Source organism: Corallococcus sp. AB018, assembly GCF_003986945.1.
GTDB lineage: Bacteria > Myxococcota > Myxococcia > Myxococcales > Myxococcaceae > Corallococcus > Corallococcus exiguus.
The window spans coordinates 16174-33167 of sequence record NZ_RAWR01000023.1; the positions used below are offsets into that span (position 1 = coordinate 16174).

At 71.3% G+C, this 16994-nt stretch carries 15 protein-coding genes; 9 read left to right on the forward strand and 6 right to left on the reverse strand.

Translation table 11 applies throughout. The features are described 5' to 3' along the window. Positions 1 to 25 precede the first annotated feature (25 nt). Positions 26 to 2419 (forward strand): MYXO-CTERM sorting domain-containing protein, encoded by a 2394-nt coding sequence (locus tag D7Y11_RS07635; protein WP_120579238.1) that lies wholly within the window; start codon positions 26 to 28, stop codon positions 2417 to 2419. A 45-nt stretch (positions 2420 to 2464) separates the two neighbouring features. Here the strand turns inward: D7Y11_RS07635 and D7Y11_RS07640 are convergent, their stop codons facing one another. Further along, positions 2465 to 2839 (reverse strand): DUSAM domain-containing protein, encoded by a 375-nt coding sequence (locus D7Y11_RS07640; protein ID WP_120579239.1) that lies wholly within the window; start codon positions 2837 to 2839, stop codon positions 2465 to 2467. A 608-nt stretch (positions 2840 to 3447) separates the two neighbouring features. Between D7Y11_RS07640 and D7Y11_RS07645 the strand changes: the two genes are divergently transcribed. The 5 genes from D7Y11_RS07645 (at position 3448) to D7Y11_RS07665 (ending at position 7347) form a co-directional block, all read left to right on the forward strand. Continuing rightward, the gene (locus D7Y11_RS07645) at positions 3448 to 4608 is read left to right on the forward strand and encodes a metallophosphoesterase (RefSeq protein ID WP_121778275.1); all 1161 of its coding nucleotides are present in this window, start codon (positions 3448 to 3450) and stop codon (positions 4606 to 4608) included. A 173-nt stretch (positions 4609 to 4781) separates the two neighbouring features. After that, positions 4782 to 5159 (forward strand): hypothetical protein, encoded by a 378-nt coding sequence (locus D7Y11_RS07650; RefSeq protein WP_304988689.1) that lies wholly within the window; start codon positions 4782 to 4784, stop codon positions 5157 to 5159. Continuing rightward, complete coding sequence (locus D7Y11_RS07655) at positions 5119 to 5946, forward strand: DUF4157 domain-containing protein (protein WP_233605113.1); 828 nt, start codon at positions 5119 to 5121, stop codon at positions 5944 to 5946. Before D7Y11_RS07650 ends, D7Y11_RS07655 begins: the two co-directional genes overlap by 41 nt. A gap of 66 nt (positions 5947 to 6012) precedes the next feature. Beyond that, entirely contained in the window at positions 6013 to 6621 is a 609-nt protein-coding gene (locus D7Y11_RS07660) for a putative glycolipid-binding domain-containing protein (RefSeq protein WP_126933362.1), read from the forward strand. A gap of 312 nt (positions 6622 to 6933) precedes the next feature. Beyond that, positions 6934 to 7347, forward strand: a complete 414-nt coding sequence (locus D7Y11_RS07665) for a helix-turn-helix transcriptional regulator (RefSeq protein ID WP_223639461.1) — start codon at positions 6934 to 6936, stop codon at positions 7345 to 7347. A 9-nt stretch (positions 7348 to 7356) separates the two neighbouring features. On the opposite strand, the gene D7Y11_RS07670 is transcribed toward D7Y11_RS07665, so the two are convergent. After that, positions 7357 to 7776, reverse strand: a complete 420-nt coding sequence (locus tag D7Y11_RS07670; RefSeq protein ID WP_120579241.1) for a hypothetical protein — start codon at positions 7774 to 7776, stop codon at positions 7357 to 7359. Between the two features lie 360 nt (positions 7777 to 8136). Between D7Y11_RS07670 and D7Y11_RS07675 the strand changes: the two genes are divergently transcribed. From D7Y11_RS07675 to D7Y11_RS07685, 3 genes are all read left to right on the forward strand, one after another. Beyond that, a complete protein-coding gene (locus tag D7Y11_RS07675; protein ID WP_199753701.1) occupies positions 8137 to 11163 on the forward strand; it encodes a TonB-dependent receptor in 3027 nt (1008 codons plus the stop codon). A 207-nt stretch (positions 11164 to 11370) separates the two neighbouring features. Beyond that, positions 11371 to 12939, forward strand: a complete 1569-nt coding sequence (locus D7Y11_RS07680) for an ATP-binding protein (protein WP_158641902.1) — start codon at positions 11371 to 11373, stop codon at positions 12937 to 12939. 194 nt (positions 12940 to 13133) lie between these two features. Continuing rightward, positions 13134 to 14081, forward strand: a complete 948-nt coding sequence (locus tag D7Y11_RS07685; protein WP_126933364.1) for a hypothetical protein — start codon at positions 13134 to 13136, stop codon at positions 14079 to 14081. 14 nt (positions 14082 to 14095) lie between these two features. Here D7Y11_RS07685 and D7Y11_RS07690 read toward each other — a convergent pair whose 3' ends face one another. From D7Y11_RS07690 to D7Y11_RS07705, 4 genes are all read right to left on the reverse strand, one after another. Continuing rightward, on the reverse strand, positions 14096 to 14581 hold the full coding sequence (locus D7Y11_RS07690) for an SRPBCC domain-containing protein (protein ID WP_126933365.1): 486 nt from the start codon (positions 14579 to 14581) through the stop codon (positions 14096 to 14098). Then, complete coding sequence (locus tag D7Y11_RS07695) at positions 14578 to 14940, reverse strand: helix-turn-helix transcriptional regulator (protein ID WP_120577149.1); 363 nt, start codon at positions 14938 to 14940, stop codon at positions 14578 to 14580. Before D7Y11_RS07695 ends, D7Y11_RS07690 begins: the two co-directional genes overlap by 4 nt. An 11-nt stretch (positions 14941 to 14951) precedes the next feature. Further along, on the reverse strand, positions 14952 to 15383 hold the full coding sequence (locus D7Y11_RS07700; protein ID WP_120577148.1) for a VOC family protein: 432 nt from the start codon (positions 15381 to 15383) through the stop codon (positions 14952 to 14954). Positions 15384 to 15467: 84 nt separating this feature from the next. Beyond that, positions 15468 to 16964, reverse strand: coding sequence for a hypothetical protein (locus D7Y11_RS07705; RefSeq protein ID WP_199753702.1), 1497 nt, complete (start codon positions 16962 to 16964; stop codon positions 15468 to 15470). Positions 16965 to 16994 lie beyond the last annotated feature (30 nt).

Below are 16994 nucleotides of genomic sequence, written 5' to 3' on the forward strand. Positions count from 1 at the left end.
ACGCCCGGTGGGGCACCATGGGGGAATGCGCATCACGCTGGCTCTCATCGTTGGATTGCTCCTGGCGCAGGTCGCTCGCGCGGAGCCGGATTCCTTTGACCTGGGCACCGGACGCGACGGCGTGCTCAACCTCGTTTCGGGACAGGGCGTCGCCATGGGCGTGGACGCGCCCCTGGGCAAGAGCGTCGCGGCGGGGGGCCAGGAGCTGGTCGTCTCCGGCCTCAAGATCTCCGCTGGCGACCTGGTGATGATCCACGAGAGCACCGGCCTGTCCTCCGCGCCTGACGTGGGCAACACGAAGCCCGTGGCGCTGACGGGGGCGGTCACGCTGGGGCGCTGGGAACTGGCGCGGTTGGAGAAGGTGTCGTCCTCCACGCCCGCCCTCCTCACGCTGACCGCACCGCTGCGCTACGCCTACGCCTCCGGGCGCGCCCAGGTGGTGCGCGTGGCCGAGTACTCCGACGTCGTCATCGAGGCGGGCGCGCGGCTCACCGTGACGCCATGGAATGGCAAGTCCGGCGGCATCCTCGCGATGCTGGTGAGTGGGAAGGTGGTCAACGAAGGCCGCATCGACGCGGATGGCCTGGGCTCCCTGGGCGGCGTCTTCCAGGCCGACATCGCCGACCTGAATGGCTGCACGGCGCTGGAGCTGGACCATGGCAAGGGTGGCTCCGAGCGCGGCGAGGGCGTGGCTGGCAAGATTTCCCGCACCGGCATCACCACCGGGCGCGGCAACCTGACCAACGGCGGTGGCGGCGGCAACTGCGCGGCGGCCGGCGGTGGCGGTGGCGGGCACGGCGGCGTGGGCGGCATTGGCGGGCGCACGGCTTCCGGGGACGGCTCGCGCGACCAGGGCGGGCTGGGCGGCGCGGCGCTGAGCTACTCCGTGTTCGAGCGCTTCACGTTCGGCGGTGGCGGCGGCGCGGGGCAGGGCTCCGACCAGGCCGGCTCCAACGGCGCCGCAGGCGGCGGCGTGGTGTTCATCCGCTCCACCGCGTTCGAGGGCAAGGGCATCTACAGCGCCTCGGGTTCGACCGCGGGGGCCTCGTCGGGCAACGACGGCGCGGGCGGTGGCGGCGCGGGCGGCGCGGTGGTGCTGCGCGCGGTGGACATCGTGAACTGCGGCGGGGTCGAGGCGCGGGGCGGCGCGGGCGGCAACACCCAGTTGGACAAGCAGCCCTTCGGGCCGGGCGGTGGTGGCGCCGGGGGCCGCATCCTGCTCGAGGGCAAGACCCTCGCGTGTGTGCCCAACGCGAGCGCGGGCAGCGCGGGCGTGTCCGCCTACCCGGGCGCGGGTTCGTACGGCGCGGGGCCGGCCACCACGACGTCGGATGCCGGCACTCCGGACGGGGGCTCGGGCACGTCCACGGGGACGGTGCAGGAGCTGTCCCAGTCCTTCCAGGTCCCCGTCACGCCTGTCATCACGGCGCCGGTGGCGGGCGAGGCGTCCACCACCACGCGCCCTCGCTTCGAAGGGACCGCGGGCACGAACGGGCCGGTCGTCCACCTCGTCGTGGATGGGCGGGAGATTGGCGCGGCGGTGCCGGGCTCGGATGGCCGCTTCACCTACGACCCCACCGCGCCGCTGAGCGCGGGCGCGCATGACGTCGTCGCGTGGGCGGAGTCGCTGGGCGTGGCGAGCAAGCCCTCCACGCCGGTGCGCTTCACCACGCCCGCGGTGGTGCTCGCGGACGGTGGCGTCGTGCAGATGGCCGTGCTGGTGGTTCCCTCGAACGGGGACACGGTGGGGCCCACGCCGCTGTTCGCCGGCACCGCGGCCAATGGCGTCAGCGTGGGCGTCGTGATTGACGACGGGCCGGACAACATCGTGCCGTTGGACCTGCTGGGCCGCTTCCGCTACCAGGTGCCGGCCACCGCGCCGCTGAGCGTGGGCACGCACAAGGTCACGGTGCACGCGCACAACGAGGCGGGCGATGACGGGCCGTACTCCGACGTCGTGGGCTTCGAGGTGGTGGTGCCCGGCGCGGACGGCGGAACGGATGGCGGCTCCGACGCGGGCCCGGTGGATCCTGCGACGCCCAGGGTGCTCGTGCCCGAGGAGGGCTCGACGGTGGATCCGACCTTCATGTTCGTGGGCGTGGCGCTGCCCGGCACGTCCGTGCGACTGGAGCTGGACGGCACGGCGCTCGCGACCGCCACCGCGGATGACGAAGGCGTCTTCCGCCACGTGCTGACGGCGGACAAGGCGCTCGCGACGGGGGCGCACAAGGTCGTCGCCCAGGTCGTGACGCCGCAGGGCGAGGCGGGGCTGCGTTCACCGGAGGTGGACTTCCAGGTGCGAGGCCCCACCGACCTGGACGTGGGCTGCGGCTGCGGCTCGGCGCCCGCGGGGATGATCAGCCTCTGGGCGCTGGTGGGCCTGGGCGCCCTGGTGCGCCGCCGCCGGGCGCGGAGCTGACAGGGGCAGGGCGCGGCTGCCTTTGGGGCGCCGCGCCCAGACCGGTCACGGCGCGTCGGCCATGTCGTCGAGCTGTCCCTGTGCTGCCTCGCGGTAGTAGGGGACGACTTCGACAGAGAGCACGTCGCGCATCTCCTGGCGCGCTCGCTCGTAATCGCCCGCGTCCTGGTACCGGAACATCCGGTGCAGCGCATCCATGAGTCTGTTGGATCCGTCCGTGATGCGGCGGGCGCACTCGCGCAGGAGCGTGAGCGCACCGGCATCGGTCCGGAGGGCTTCGGAGGCGCTGTCGATGCCGACTTCGTCAGCGGTGCGGAGGAGGAGCGCGCGCACGTCCTGCGTGAGGGCCAGGGGGGCTCCCTCTCGCAGCACACGACGCGACAGGTCCCGTATCGCGTCCCAATCGGGTCGGGCGGTCATCTAACGCTTCCTCGGCTTCGGCCCGCACATATCGACAGGCCACTCGTGTTGTCCCTCGCAGCGGCGGAGACAGGCTGTGCAGGGACCATCGAGTCTACCGTCGGCACAGTCGTTCCATGCGCGGATGCACCGCTGCTTCCATTCGGGAAGGTGGGCGTTGTGCGCGAACTCATCCTCCTTCGCTTGAGATGACGTGATCGCGGCCGCACTCCCGGCGCCTGCGGCGGCTCCCATGAGGGCTGCCGCTTCGCCCGCCGTGAGTCCACACGCGGCCGGATTGCCCGGGTGTGCCTCCACACAGCACGTCACACTGTCGAGGCACGTCGCGGTCGCGCAGCCCGTCGTCAACACGCTGCACAGCGCCAGCGCGAGCCAGGAATACCCAGAGTGTGATTCCATGTTTATCAAGAAATACTAGTTCATGACGGCCCGCCAGGCGTCCGGCGGGGCTGGCGGGCGCGGCGTGGGGGTGGCCGTTATCTTCCCGCGCTCGAAGGCGTCCCGGCTCCCGGGACGACAGGGTGGCGCGCGTGACGACGGACGTGTCCTCGGAAGAAGCTTCATCACGGCGGGCCCGGCGCTCGGCCGGGGCTCCCGGCTGGCGGTCGGTGCTGTCCCTCCTCCTGGGGTTGGGCCTGCCCGTCGCGCTGCACGTCTACATCGGCCTGCGCCTCTTCACCGCGCCCGGCTGGCCCGCTCCCTGGGCCGCCGTGGGCTGGGGACTGCTGGGCCTCTGCTTCCTCGTCCTGCTGGCGGGTTTCCGCGCCGCCCGCCGTGAGGCCACCGGCTTCTCCCGCGTCATCCAGTGGGGCGCGTACCTCTGGCTGGGCGCGTTCGGCATCTTCCTCACCGCCGTGCTGGCCTCGGACGTCGTCGGCGCCGTGCTGTCCCTGTCCGGCACCGTCACGGACATGCACGCGCTCGCCCGGGGCCGCGCGGCCGCCGTGCTGGGCACCGTCGTGCCCGCCGTGGCCTTCGCCTTCGTCACCGCGCGCGGCAAGGCCCGCGTGGAGCGCACCACCGTGGCGCTCAAGGACCTGGGCCCGGGCCTGGAGGGCTTGCGCGTCGTGCAGCTGTCCGACGTGCACGTGGGCCCCACCCTGGACGGCGTGTGGCTCCAGCGCGTGGTGGACCAGGTCAACGCCCTGAAGCCGGACATCGTGGCCATCACCGGCGACCTGGTGGACGGCTCCGTGGAGGAGCTTCGCGACCAGATGACGCCGCTCGCGTCCCTCAAGGCTCCGCTGGGCGTCTACTACGTCACCGGAAACCACGAGTTCTACCACGGCGCCCGCGCCTGGATGGCCGAGGTCGCCCGGCTGGGCATCACCGTCCTCACCAACGAACACCGCGTCGTGGAGCGCGGTGGCGCCCGGCTCGTCGTCGCAGGCGTCACCGACCACGATGCCGGCCACATCGATCCGCCCCTGGAGAGCCGCCCCGACCTCGCGCTCGCTGGCGCCCCGCCGGACGTGCCCCGCCTGCTGCTGGCCCACCAGCCCCGCACCGCCCTGTCCCTGCAGGGCCTGCGCGTGGACCTCCAGCTGTCCGGCCACACCCACGGCGGGCAGATCTTCCCCTTCATGTTCTTCGTGAAGCTCCAGCAGCCCGTCGTCCAGGGCCTGGCCACCGTCGCCGGGACCCGGGTCTATACGCACCGCGGCACGGGCTACTGGGGCCCCCCGTTGCGCCTGGGCCCCGCCCCGGAGATCGCGTCCCTCACCCTGGTAGGAACTCCCCGTTCTGGCGGTGATTCAAGCCAAGCTTGATATTTCCGTTCTTGCTGCTTATTGTTTGGGGCGTGTCCACCGCACCATCTTCCCTCCTTGTCCCGGAATTCGCTTTCAGCCGTCCCACGGCGCCCGCGGTCCCGGGTGCGCGGCGCGGGGCCCGGGTCCCGGTCGCTTCGCCCCGGACGGGGAAGGCGGCGCCGGTCCTGCTGGTGGTCTCCGAGGCCCCGGAGGTCCGGCTGGCGGTGGCGCGTGAGGTGGGGCTGGCGTGCCGGATCGTGACGTCGCTGGGGGCGACGTCGGCGGACCGGCGGCTGGACATGGGCGTGGAGGTGGACGGGCTGGTGCTGGACCTGGACGCGGATCGCCGCGTCGTGAGCGATTTCCTCTGCCGTCTGGTGGACCGGGGCTTCCACGGTCCGCGCATCCTCCTGTCCTCTGGTTTCCGTCCTGAAGCGAGCGCCACCTTCCTGACGGCCTGTGACACCCACTTCGCACTCGGCCGGCCCTGGCGCGCCGGTGAGCTGCGCTCGCTCTTGGAGAGGGTCCTTGGGGTCTCCCACCTCGCTCAATCCGCAAGCAGTCCGTGACTCCCGCCGTGGTGACGCTCCCCGCCTGGCGCCGTTGACGGCGCGGGTGGCGGACGCGGGCCACGGTTTGTTCACTGGTATCGCCGGGGCGTCCGCGGGCGCCGCGCGCAGCGCGTACCTGGCGCTGGTGCTCTTCGCCGGCGGCATGGCCCGCTGCGCGACGGGGCGCTCGCGCGACGGGCTGCCCCAGCTCAAGCGCTGCCTGTTCCGCGTGGCGCAGGTGCCGGTGGACCTGGTGCTGATGCTGGGCGGGCGCGTGCTGTCCGCCGTGCAGGTGGTGACGGGCCTGGAGCCCGTGGGCCGCCGGCTGACGGACGCGGAGGTGGACCGGCTGCGTCCCATCTTCGGCGACAGCCTGGACTACCGCTGCGTGCGCGTGAAGGAAGGCGCGCTGGGCCTGCTGGGTCTGCCGGGCCGCGCGTTCGCCCATGGGGATGTCCTCTTCATCCCGCCCGGCTACGGCGCGGTGGGCTTCCGGCTGCTGGTGCACGAGCTCACGCACGTGTGGCAGCACCAGCACGGCGGCACGGGCTACCTGAGCGGCGCGCTCGCCGCGCAATACCTGGGTGACGGCTACGACTGGCGCAAGGCCGTGGGTCACCGGCGCTGGGCGGAGCTCAACCCGGAGCAGCAGGCCCAGTTCATCGAGGACGCCGCCGACGCGCAGCTCATCCCCCACGTGGGCCGCCCCACGCCCCAGCAGCGGCTGCGTGGCTGGAGCGACGCCGCCCTGTGCCTGCTGGACGAGGCCCTGGACTGCCTCTACGCCGGACGTGGCGCGCCGTGAGGCCGCCGGCTCCCGAGGCGGCCCGGTGAAGTCTCCGAGCCCCGGGAGCTCCCGGAGTCCCGTCCCATGACGGCGCGCACCGCCCGGCCCGGCGGAGCGCCCGAGGGCCGCTGCCTGCAAGCCCTGACCTGGCGGCGCCTGGAGTCCCCCGGCACCGAGCACTTCGAGCTGTGGGAGTCCGCCGAAGGCCCGCTCCTCGCCGGCACCGTGGTGCTGGTGGGCGAGGGCCTTCCGCTGCTCGTGCGCTACACGGTGGCGTGCGACCCGGACTGGCACACGCGCGAGGCGCGGCTGGCCGTGCACCAGGGCGGCACGCGGCGCACGCTGGTGCTCCAGGTGGATGACCACCAGCGCTGGTGGCGCGACGGGCGCGAGGTGCCGGAGCTGCGCGGGTGCGTGGACGTGGACCTGAGCGTCACCCCCTCCACCAACACGCTGCCCATCCGCCGGCTGGGGCTGGAGCAAGGCCAGTCCCGGGACGTGACGGCCGCGTGGGTGCGGCTGCCGGAGCTGTCCCTGGAGCGGCTGGAGCAGCGCTACACCCGGCTGTCCTCCACCCGCTACCGCTACGAGAGCGCGGGAGGCGCCTTCGTCGCCGAGGTGGACACCGACGCCCTGGGGCTCGTCACGCACTACCCGGACGGCTGGGAGCGCGTCGCCACCGCGGACGGTTGACCCTCCCGGCGCAACCCCGGGGCCCCGAACCCGGACAATCTCCCAGACCTTCCAGGGTTCGCGTGTCGTTTCATGTGGGCTAATGGAGCCATGAACGACGCGCTTCCGGTGGACGGGGGAATGCGGGACTACCTGCCATATAGGGATGGGCCCGGGTGACGTGGCGGGTTATAACGACCTCTGAACTGCTCCGGCGGTGGAGGGGTCGCGAGCCTTGCGGCCACCCCACCGGACGTCACGTGCAAGGTTGATGTGGTGAAAACCCACCCCCGAGGTCCTCTCGCTTCCGGCCGCCTCCGGAAGAAGCCCCGTGTGGCGCCCGCGTCAGCGGCGGCGCTGTCGCGGCGGCAGTTGGAGCGCAAGCTGGCGGTCAGCGTGGGGGCGGCGGCCCGGGCCGCGCGGCTGCGGGCTGGCCTCACGCAGGCGGACGTGGCGGATCGCGTCGGCATCGCGTCGGAGGTCTACGGCCGGCTGGAGCGGGGCAAGATGATGCCCAGCGTCCCCACGCTGTTCCGCCTGTGTCTGGCGCTGCAGCTGTCCGCGGACGCGTCCCTGGGGCTGGCCCTGGCGGCGGCGGCGGGCGCGGGGCTGTGGGAGGAGGACTCCACGGACAAGGACGACCTGCCGGAGATGCGCCGCCTGCTCCGCGCGGTGCGCCGGCTGCCGCGCCCCCAGCTCAAGCTGATGAGCCTGGTGGCCAGCGCCATCCTGCCCACGCGCCGCTGAAGGGGCCTCTCAGGGCGCGGACGCGGGCGGGCGGGCCGTGCCCGCGCGCGGATCGGCTTTCGTCACCCGCCACACCCAGCCGGACGGGGTGGAGTCTCGCTGCGCGGTGTTCACGTCCACCGCGTACACGTCCAGGGTGTGCTCGCCCACGGGCAGGTCCTTCAGGCGCCATGGGGATTCGCAGGGGATGTAGAGGCTGCCATCCAGCGAGCACCAGAACACGGGCTTCAGCGTGGTGGCGGTGAAGACGAAGGTGGCCTCCCTGGAGGGCGTGGCCCCGGGGGGCCCTTCGTCGATGAACGTGTCCGGTCCTTCATTGCCCGCGCGCGCCAGCGACGGCGGGAAGAGCAGCGGCATCAACATCAGGCCCAACAGCAGTGACGCGAGCAGTCCGTGAGGAAGGTAGCGCAGGGACGGCGGGGGAATCATAAGCAGGCTCGCGTGACGCCGGGCGCCACGCGAACCCTGCCTTGGTGCATGTCGTTGGAGAGTGCTCTGGGAGGGTTGGGGCGTTCCACCATGGGCATGGCGTCCGGGAATGGGAAAGGGCGACTTCCTGGAAGGTGGGGATGGATCCGAAATGGGGCGCCCCGTCCCGGGGAGCGGTCCCGTCATCCACGGCGAGACTTGACGCGGAGTGCAAATGTCCTCCAGCGGAAAAGGTCCGCTGCCTGCACGGCCCCGGGCGGGTGGTGATGGCACGCGTCACGGAGCAGCGCTTGTCAGGGCGGACATCCCCTGGCCTCATGGATGCCGGCCGGGACCTTCCTTGCACGAACGCCATCGCCCATGACCTTCGCGAAGAGGAGCACCCCCTGGCACGCCGCCGCGCTGGTGCTTTGCCTGTGCCTGTCGTGGCCGGCTCGAGCCCAATCTCCTGAAGCGGACCCTGGCAGTGCCCGGCTGGGCGACACCCTGGACGCGGGCCTGCCCGTCACGGAGGAGAACCTCACCCCCGGCGTTGCCCCGCGGAGCATGGGCGCGCCGTGGACGGAAGGGGACGGTCCCCAGGACGGGGGCACGGGCTCGGTCTCGAAGGAGGCGGACCTCCAGCGCACCACGGACGGCGGCTGGGCGGTGGAGCCCGGCGCGGCTGCTGGCGCGGACGGGGGCCCTTCGCTGGCGGCCTTCGTGCCGCCCGCGCTGGTGAGGGACTCGCCCGCGCCGTACCCGCCCCGGCTGGTGGGCGAGGGCGTGGCGGGCACGGTGAAGCTGGAGCTGCTGGTGGACGAGGCGGGCGAGGTGGACTCCGCCACGCTGGTGGACGGCGTGCACCCGCTGCTCAACGAGGCAGCCCTGCACGCGGCGCCTTCCTTGCGCTTCTCTCCCGCGATGATGGAGGGCCAGCCCGTCGCGGTGCGCCTGTTCTTCGAGTACCGCTTCGAGGCGCCCGTCCCGGTGGCCACCGGCGCGGACGGCGGCGTTCCCATGCCGCAGGGCCCCATCACCCTCAAGGGCCTGGTGCGGGAGAAGGGCAACCGCCGGCCGTTGATTGGGGCGACGCTGGTGTCGGACGCGGCGCCGGACTCGCCGGTGCAGACGGACGAGAACGGCCGCTTCGAGGCGCGCTTCCCCACGGGCGGCCAGGCGGTGCGCGTGTTCGCCCCCGGCCACAAGCCCGGCCTGTTCCGCGAGGCGCTGAAGTCCACCGAGTCGCTGGAGGTCGTCTACGGCCTGGAGCCGCTCGTGCTGAACCCCTACGAGACGGTGGTGCGCGGCGACCGCGAGCGCACGGAGGTGAGCCGCATCACGCTGCACGACGCGGAGCTGCGGGAAGTGCCCGGCACCATGGGCGACCCCTTCCGCGTGGTCATGCTGCTGCCGGGCGTGGGCAGCATGCTGTCCGGCGTGGCGTACCCGGTGGTGCGCGGCAGCCAGCCCGCGTCCACGGGCTACTTCCTGGACGGCATCCGCATCCCCATCCTCTTCCACCTGTTCCTGGGGCCCGCGGTCATCCACCCGGACTTCCTGGACGCCATCGACTTCTATCCGGGCTCGCCGCCGCCGCGGTACGGCCGGCTGATGGGCGGCGCCATCGACGGACGCCTCACCCGGCCTCGCGACGACCGCGTGCACGGCAGCGCCTACGCGGACTTCATCAACGCGGGCTTCTTCATCGAGACGCCCTTCAAGTCCACCGGCACCAACGTCAGCCTCGCGGGCCGCTATTCCTATACGCCGTGGATCATCGCGCTGGCGGCCAATCAGTTGCAGGACCCGCCGCCCCCGGGCCGCACCAACCCGAAGGTGGTGTTGGACTTCTGGGACTACCAGGCCCGCGTGGAGCAGGACGTGGGGCAGGGCAAGCTGCGGCTGTTTGCCTTTGGCTCGTCGGACACGTTCGGCTCGGAGGCGCAGGACGACCAGGGCGACACCGCGCTCCAGTCCGTCGCCTTCCACCGCGTGGACCTGCGCGGCCGCCACCCGCTGGGCAAGGGCGAGCTCGAGATTGGCGGGACGTGGGGCCTGGACCGCTTCGCTGTCGTGTCTCGCGGGCCGGACAACGGGAACGAAATCTACATCGACCAGGACAACTTCTCCGGGCGCCTGGGCTACAGCGTGCCATTGGATGAGCGGCTGCTGCTGCGCGCGGGCGCGGACCTGGAGCACAAGCGCGCCATCGTGGACGTGCTCACGGTGGAGAACGGCCGGCCGGTGGAGGAGGACACGGTGCGCGTGCCCGTGGCGCTGGCCACCTTCACCGGCGCGTACGCGGAAGGGGTGTGGACGCCCAATGACAGATGGACGGTGGTGCCCGGCCTGCGCCTGGACAGCTACCACCTGTCCGGCGGCTTCGACCACAAGGTCATCGAGCCGCGCCTCACCGTGCGCCACAGGCTCACCGACACCGTGACGCTCAAGGGCGGCGCCGGCATCTTCCACCAGCCGCCCACCACCCTCATCAGCCTGCCGGTGGTGGACGTGGGCAGTCTGTTGTTGGGCCTCCAGGAAGGCGTGCAGCTGTCCACGGGCGTGGAGTGGAAGGCCTTCGACAAGTGGGAGGTGGGGCTGGACGTCTATGTGAACCCCATGCTGCGCACCATCGAGCTCACACCCTTCTCCGACGAGGGCCTCACGGACGACATCGGAGACCCGGGGGACCCGGACGTCGTTGAGCCTCCGCCCGGTGGGGGCCCTCCTCGCCAGGACGGCTTCCGCCGGGTGCGCGCGCGGCAGATCGACGTCGATAGACCGCCTGTCAGCCGGGACGACTGGGACATCCCGGACTTCACCAGCCATGGCCTGGCGTATGGGTTGGAATTGCTCATCCGCTACCCGCTGGGGAACAACTGGTTCGGCTGGCTTTCGTACAGCCTCCAGCGCAGCACGCGGCGCACCACCTTCTATCGATATGACTCGTCAGGTCGGGCCATCTCCGAGGACTCCGCGGACCTGCCCTTCGCGTTCGACCAGACACACATCTTGAACCTGGTGGTCAGCCACAAGTTCTCCAACAACATCACCCTGGGAGGCGTGCTCCACTTCAACAGCGGACGCCCGGAGTACGGCACCCTGGGAAGCCAGACGCACCGCGAGGGCGTGGACTCAGACGGCCGCCCCGCGTGGGTGCAGGTGGATCGCGATCAGGTGGACCGGCTGCCGCCCTTCTTCCGCTTCGACCTGCGCGTCTCCAAGGCCTGGGCCTACGAGACGTTCACCCTGGAGGCCTATCTGGACATGCTCAACGTCACCCTCAACACGGAGACGCTGGGCTTCGACTACCTGGGCGGCGGCTACAGCCGGCAACCCCTGACCAAGAGTGCGGTGGGACTGCCCATTGCCCTGCCCATCATTGGCGTCAAGGGCCGGTACTGACCTGTCCTGAAGGGCAGGTCCACTGCTCGGGGGTGAACCGATTTTCGCGCACCCTGCCCTCCAGGGCTGCTCCACTCTTGGCCAGATGTGTCAGTATTCCGTGAGACGCGGGTTTTTCCAGCCTGCCCGGCACCGACGTGAAGGGTGGGGGAACAGACCTGTAGCGTCGGGGGGAGCACGATGATGGGTTTGTCCTGGGGGCCGGGAATGGCTCCGGCATGGGAACTGCCCGCTGACAGCGAGACGCCCTGCGTCCTCCTCGAGCCGCTGCACGGGGAGACAGGCGAAGCGCTCGACTTCCGCTGGACGTCCATGAACGTCCCGGCGGAGGGCTGGGTGCGCTCCCTGGAGCTGGGTCGCCACGTGTCCCTGTGGGCGCGTGAGGGCGCCGCGCTGTTCGACGTGGCGACGTTCGTGCGCGTGCTGATGCGCGGTGTTCCGCATGTGGGCCTGCTGCCGGGGGACCCGGCGGGGCGGCGGTACGTGGTGGTGCGCCACGGAGAGGGATTGGCTTTGTGGCTGCTCCCTCGGGACGAGGGCCAGGCGGCGGACGCGCATCAGGCGGACCGGGAGCGGGCGGCGCGGCAGGAGGTGGAGGCGGCGCTGGCCAGGGCGGAGCAGACGGTGAGCGCGCTGCGGGAGGCGGAGGAGCGCTACCGGCTGGCGACGCGCGCCACGCATGACGTGCTGTGGGACTGGCACTTCGCCACGGACCACGTGCGGTGGGACCCGGGCACGGGGAACGCGTTCGGCCACGCCACGTCCATCCTGGAGCACAAGCTGGGCTGGTGGGGCGAGCGCGTGCACGACGACGACCGGGACCGGGTGGTGGACCGGCTGGTGGAGTTCGTCGCGTCCACGGGCGACGTCTGGAGCGAGGAGTACCGCTTCCAACGCGCGGACGGCAGCTGGGCGCATGTCCTGGACCGGGGCGTGCTGGCGCGCGACGACGAGGGGCGCCCGGTGCGGATGATTGGCTCGATGATGGACGTCACCGAGCGCACCCGCCAGATGGAGACGATGGTGGAGGAGGCGCGCTTCCGCGAGCGCTTCATCGGCATCCTGGGGCACGACCTGCGCAACCCGCTCAACGCCATCGTGCTGTCGGCGCGGGCGCAGAAGCGCCGGGGGCCGCTGGAGTGCACGCCGGAGCAGCACCGTCAGCATGCGCAGCGGATTGAGTCTTCCGCGACGCGCATGGGGAACATGATCGCGGACCTGCTGGATTTGACGCGCGCCCGGCTGGCCGGCGGCATCCCGCTGCGCAAGGCCCCCACGGACCTGGGGGCGGTGTGTCAGCAGGTGGTGGACGAATTGTCCGCGGCGTACCCGGACCGCGCGGTGGCGGTGGACGTGGACGGCAAGGCGGAAGGGGAGTGGGACGCGGAGCGGCTGGCGCAGGTGCTCTCCAACCTGGTGGGCAACGCGCTGGAGCACGGCAGCCCGGACGCGCCGGTGTTCCTGCGCTGCTGGGCGAAGGGCGAGCACCAGGTGCTGGAGGTGCAGAACCCCGGTGCGCCCATTCCGGAGGAGCTGCGCGAGCGGCTGTTTGATCCGTTCCACCAGGGCGAGGGCGAGCGTGAGCAGGGCGGCCGGCGCAACAGCGGGCTGGGGCTGGGGTTGTTCATCGTGAAGGAGATTGTCCTGGCCCACGGGGGGACGGTGGAGGTGACGTCGACGCAGAAGGACGGCACGACGTTCACGGTGCGGCTGCCTCGGCCGCCGCGCCCGAAGGCGAAGGCGAAGGCCGGCAGGAGCAGGACGCGGACTGCCTGACCTTTTTGGAAGGGGTGAGCGTTCGCAGCCATGCGCTGAGGGAGGGAGCGTCCGCCGCCGCACGCCGCGCGTGTTGTGCGAAGGACCGAAGGGGATGGGCCGGGAGGGCAGGGGTGCTGCTCGCTTCGTCGGAGTGCGTTTACCGGTTGATCAGGCCGCACGGCTCGTGAGGCCCTCACGCGGAGGCAGTCCCCATGCAGCTCAATCCCCCTCGCAATGTTTCATTCCGTTCCTCCCCCTGGACGGCGCTCTTCTGTCTGGCCGCGGCGCTGGTGGGCTGCGGTGCTCCCATCGACGAAGCCACGGAGGTGACGGGCCAGTCCCCGGACGCGCTCGTCTCCTCCAATGGGCTGACGGTGAATGGGCTGACAGTGAATGGCCTCACGGTGAATGGGCTGACAGTGAATGGCCTCACTGTGAATGGCCTGACGGTGAATGGCCTGTCCACGAACGCGTTCCAGACCTGGTTCCACCAGGACCCCGCCACGGCGGAGATGGTGATGCGCTACGTGGTGAGGTGCTCGATGGCGGCGGGGATGACGCTGACCTACCAGTCGCCGTCCACGGGGAAGAGCTACCTGTGGGACGGGAGTCTGGGATTGGCGCCGGGGTGGGCCGGGGGACAGCCGGCGACGGTGGCGGAGCAGCAGGTGGTGAGCGCGTGTCTGGCGGCGCACGCGAACAAGTACGGCGTGCACGTGAACATCTCCGTGCTGGGGCGCGACGCGGTGGGCGGGACGATGCCGTACTCCACGGACGAGCTGAGCACCTACAACGAGAAGGAGGCGTGCTTCTTCGGCAACCTCTTCACGGGCGAGGGCACGTTCGCGGCGAACGACGGCGCGTACCTGGACTACGACGAGAGCACGGTGCGCACCTGCGGCCTGTCGTCCTGGAGCGACACGACGGCGTGCACGCCGATGAAGCACGTGGGCGCATGCCGGTACTACTGCACGCTGGACGCCACGCGGACGTACTACACGCGCTGCACGTACAACGGCGTGAACTACCGGCCCATCACCACGCGCATGCTGCCCCAGGACATCTACCGCTGCGGCGACGGCGTGTGTCAGCTGACGGAGAAGTGCGGCGGCAGCAACACGGCGGACAGCTGCGCGGCGGACTGCGGCCCCTGCAAGTAGTCAGCGGGGCTTCCTCAAGTGGAGCGGGGCCGCGCGGCGTGGAGCCGGTAGCGCGTGACGAGGTCCCCCCACCAGAGGCCGATGGTCGCGACCGTGGCCGCTCCATCCTGGCCGTGGCGCACGGGGTGGTCCATGCGGATGGCGTCCCAGCCCCGGTGCTCGAGCACCACGCGGGTGCCGCCGAAGGTGGGCTCGAAGCGGACGTCGACCTCGGTGGTCTCTCCGGGGGAGAAGTTGCTCGCACGCCATTGGAAGACGAGCCGCGCGCCGGGCTCCCAGACGAGCACGCGGCCGATTTCGTAGATGTCGTTTTCGAAGGACTCCAGCAGCCGGCCGCCGGGGCCTGGCGGTTCGAAGCGCAGGACGCCGCGAGGGTTCTGCAGGCCGCGGTAGCGCGGGCCCTTCTTCCACCAGAGGTCGGTCTCCTCGGTGAAGACCTCGAAGGCGTCCAGCGGGGACACGGCGACGAAGGTGGTGACGCGGGCGCGGTCGGCCGTCATGACTTGCGGCCTCTGGAGGGCTTCGTGCCGCGGGTGCGTTCGGCGTGGGCCTTGAAGGCGCCCAGCTGGTCACCCCAGAAGGACTCCACCTCGTCCAGCCAGCCGCGCAGGGCGGCGAAGGGCTCCGGGCGCAGCGAGTAGACGCGCACGCGGGCGTCGTCCGAGTCGATGCGCTCCTCCACGAGCCCCGTCTGGCGCAGCACGCGCAAGTGGCGCGACATGGCCGGGGGGCTCATGTCGAACGCGGCGGCCAGCTCTCCCGCGGGGTGGGGCCGGTGGCGCAGCCGGTCCACGACGCCCCGGCGCGTGGGGTCGGCGAGGGCGGCCAGGGTGCGGTCGAGCGCGGACGGGGTGGCCATGGCGGACGAACCTACTTCGGGCCGAAGACGCGCTGGGTGAACCACCAGCGGTGGCCTTCGAGGTCCTCGGCGCCGTAGGTGCGGTTGGTGCCCCAGTCGTCGCCGTAGTTCTTGGTCTCGGGCTCCATGAGGATGGCGGCGCCGGCCGCGCGAGCCTGGGCGCAGTGGGCGTCCACGTCGTCCACGTAGACCGTGAGGGTCTGCGTGTTGACGCCCCCGTGCAGCCGGGGGCTCTGGTGGAGGCCGTGGCGCCCGGAGGAGTTCACCATGATGACGCCGTCGCCGTAGGCCAGCTCCGCGTGCACGATGCTGTTGTCCGCGCCCTCCACCTTGAGGCGCGTCTGGAAGCCGAACGCGCGCTCCAGCCAGTCGATGGCGGCGGGAGCGTCCACGTAGAAGAGGCTGGAGGAGATGCGCGGCCAGTCCTCGGGGATGGGCTTCATGGCGGTGACTCCGGGCGGACGAATTTCGTTAACGTCAGGGTGAATGATTAACCCTGACGTTAACGGTCGTCAATCCGTGAGCCGCTAGAAGACGCCCGGCAGAGGCCGGTCGCGGCCGGGCATCCGGGGGGCCTGGGCGGGGTCGGTGGACGGCGCCTCTTGCGGTCCGAGGATGGCCGGCAGGGAGGCCGTGAGCCGCCCCACGTACAGCAGGCCCCGGAAGGGCTCGTTGGGAGCGGACTCGCGCAGCTGGAGGTACGGGCTCAGGCCGGGGCGGGCGGCCACCGCCGGCGCGGGCGTGGCGCCCACGATGCCGCAGACCAGCTTGCTGTCGCGGTTCAGGTCGCAGCCCCATCGCGTGCCCTGCGCGTAGCTCATGTCCAGCACGACGAGCGAACGGTTCTCCTTCATCAGGTGCGCCATGGGGGTGAAGGACGGGTCCCACTGCGTGCCCTTCTCCATCTGCGTGTGCGTGTTGCCGGCGAGCACCACCTGGACCTCGTCCGGCTTCACGGCACGGCGCTTCGTCCAGACCTGGGCCAGGGCCGCGTCGCGCTCGCTGCCGTTCATCAGGTCCGTGTCGTAGGCCACCACCGTCACCCTCAGGCCCGCCGCGCGCAGGGCCCGCACGCGGTCGATGAGTTCCATGACGGCGCGGCTGCTGCGGCCGTCCTGGTACGTGCGCGTCCAGAAGCGGCCTTCCAGCAGCGCGTCCTGGTCGGCCGGGGCGCCGGGGCTGGACAGGTACGCGTTCACGCGCGCCTGCTCCGTGTCGGGGATGGACAGGCCCAGTGTCACCGCGAGCCCGGATTGGGCCGCCTGGCACACCACGTGGCCCACCACTTCCGGCACTTCGTTGGAGCCCAGCTGCTCGCCGATGAGCAGCGTGAGGCCCGGGTGCAGGAGTTCCGGCAGGCCGCGCACGGACGTGGTGCACGGGCCTTCCGCGACGGCCTCATCCTTCCAGCGCTCCAGGTAGAACTCCGGCGCGCGGACGGGGGCGGGGCGTTTGTCTTCCGCCGCGTTGCCGGCGAGGACTTCGACAGAGGGCGCGGACTCCAGCCGCAGCGTGAGGGCCTGCTCCAGGTCCAGGTCGCGGGTGCCCTGCTGGGCGCCGCGCAGCATGGACAGCCGCTTGGTCATCGCGTCGTCCTGGTCGAAGTCCACCTCCTTCACGAAGGGATTGGACACTTGCTCCCCGCGTTCCAGGTAGACCTTCCACCACACCTTCTTCCACTCAACGTCATTGCCCGCCGCCTGCTGCGTCATGCGGAAGATGCGCACGACGGACTGGCGCGGGCTCAGTGCAATGCCTGTCACCAGGTAGCGCGTGTGTGTGGTGTTGCGCGAGCCGGCCCGGTCGGGTTCGGACCAGGTGGTGACGAGCTGGTTGGGGTCCTCCGTTTCCTCGAACGCGTAGCCCTGCTCCTCCAGCAGCTGGCGTGTGGCGGCGAGCGCCTCCGTCAGCGGCTTCTGGAAGACGTGCTCGTACTTGGGCAGCTCCGCTTCGGGTGCACGCTTCGAATGGGCACAGCCGACGGACAGCAGGGTCAATGCGACGACGAGCCAACGACAATGCATTCTGCCCCCCCCGGGAGAAATGCGAAGCGC

What these genes read in the sequence shown, in the direction of transcription:
- D7Y11_RS07700 (WP_120577148.1), bottom strand. Translation starts at nt 15,383, where the DNA reads ATGAAGCCCATCCCCGAGGACTGGCCGCGCATCTCCTCCAGCCTCTTC.
- D7Y11_RS07695 (WP_120577149.1), bottom strand. Translation starts at nt 14,940, where the DNA reads ATGGCCACCCCGTCCGCGCTCGACCGCACCCTGGCCGCCCTCGCCGAC.
- D7Y11_RS07705 (WP_199753702.1), bottom strand. Translation starts at nt 16,964, where the DNA reads ATGCATTGTCGTTGGCTCGTCGTCGCATTGACCCTGCTGTCCGTCGGC.
- D7Y11_RS07675 (WP_199753701.1), top strand. Translation starts at nt 8,137, where the DNA reads ATGACCTTCGCGAAGAGGAGCACCCCCTGGCACGCCGCCGCGCTGGTG.
- D7Y11_RS07685 (WP_126933364.1), top strand. Translation starts at nt 13,134, where the DNA reads ATGCAGCTCAATCCCCCTCGCAATGTTTCATTCCGTTCCTCCCCCTGG.
- D7Y11_RS07660 (WP_126933362.1), top strand. Translation starts at nt 6,013, where the DNA reads ATGACGGCGCGCACCGCCCGGCCCGGCGGAGCGCCCGAGGGCCGCTGC.
- D7Y11_RS07635 (WP_120579238.1), top strand. Translation starts at nt 26, where the DNA reads ATGCGCATCACGCTGGCTCTCATCGTTGGATTGCTCCTGGCGCAGGTC.
- D7Y11_RS07640 (WP_120579239.1), bottom strand. Translation starts at nt 2,839, where the DNA reads ATGACCGCCCGACCCGATTGGGACGCGATACGGGACCTGTCGCGTCGT.
- D7Y11_RS07690 (WP_126933365.1), bottom strand. Translation starts at nt 14,581, where the DNA reads ATGACGGCCGACCGCGCCCGCGTCACCACCTTCGTCGCCGTGTCCCCG.
- D7Y11_RS07670 (WP_120579241.1), bottom strand. Translation starts at nt 7,776, where the DNA reads ATGATTCCCCCGCCGTCCCTGCGCTACCTTCCTCACGGACTGCTCGCG.
- D7Y11_RS07680 (WP_158641902.1), top strand. Translation starts at nt 11,371, where the DNA reads ATGGCTCCGGCATGGGAACTGCCCGCTGACAGCGAGACGCCCTGCGTC.